Here is a 1,136-nt window from a genome sequence, read left to right as displayed (position 1 = left end):
GGTCACGTTGACCACGGTAAAACCACTCTGACTGCTGCTCTGACTCGCGTCTGCTCCGAAGTTTTCGGTTCGGCCGTCGTTGAATTCGACAAGATCGACAGCGCACCAGAAGAAAAAGCTCGCGGTATCACCATCAACACCGCTCACGTTGAGTACAACTCGACTATTCGTCACTACGCTCACGTTGACTGCCCAGGTCACGCTGACTACGTGAAGAACATGATCACCGGTGCTGCCCAGATGGACGGCGCGATCCTGGTTTGCTCGGCCGCTGATGGTCCGATGCCACAAACCCGTGAGCACATCCTGCTGTCCCGTCAGGTAGGCGTTCCGTACATCGTGGTTTTCCTGAACAAGGCTGACCTGGTAGACGACGCTGAGCTGCTGGAACTGGTTGAGATGGAAGTTCGTGACCTGCTGTCGACCTACGACTTCCCAGGCGACGACACTCCGATCATCATCGGTTCGGCTCGTATGGCGCTGGAAGGCAAAGACGACAACGAAATGGGCACCACTGCCGTTCGTAAACTGGTTGAAACTCTGGATACCTACATCCCAGAACCAGTTCGTATGATCGACAAGCCATTCCTGATGCCAATCGAAGACGTGTTCTCGATCTCGGGTCGCGGTACTGTTGTGACTGGTCGTATCGAGCGCGGTATCGTTCGCGTTCAGGACGCTCTGGAAATCGTTGGTCTGCGTGACACCACCACCACCACCTGCACCGGTGTTGAGATGTTCCGCAAACTGCTCGACGAAGGTCGTGCTGGCGAGAACTGCGGCGTTCTGCTGCGTGGTACCAAGCGTGACGACGTTGAGCGTGGCCAGGTTCTGGTCAAGCCAGGTTCGGTCAAGCCGCACACCAAGTTCACCGCAGAAGTTTACGTTCTGAGCAAGGAAGAAGGCGGTCGTCACACTCCGTTCTTCAAAGGCTACCGTCCACAGTTCTACTTCCGTACTACTGACGTGACTGGTAACTGCGAGCTGCCAGAAGGCGTTGAAATGGTAATGCCAGGTGACAACATTCAGATGACTGTTACCCTGATCAAAACCATCGCGATGGAAGACGGTCTGCGTTTCGCTATCCGTGAAGGCGGTCGTACCGTCGGCGCTGGCGTCGTAGCCAAAATCATCGA

Annotated in this window: 1 protein-coding gene; it reads left to right on the top strand. The window is 55.5% G+C overall.

Annotated elements, in window-relative coordinates:
- On the top strand, window positions 1-1,136 hold a 1,136-nt coding region (tuf, locus tag D8U70_RS13965), incomplete at both ends, for an elongation factor Tu (protein WP_130929113.1).

The organism is Pseudomonas sp. Sample_20 (assembly GCF_004307585.1).
Lineage (GTDB): Bacteria > Pseudomonadota > Gammaproteobacteria > Pseudomonadales > Pseudomonadaceae > Aquipseudomonas > Aquipseudomonas atacamensis.
Note: the sequence above shows the minus strand (reverse complement) of the source record. Positions and strands in the feature narration are given on the sequence as shown.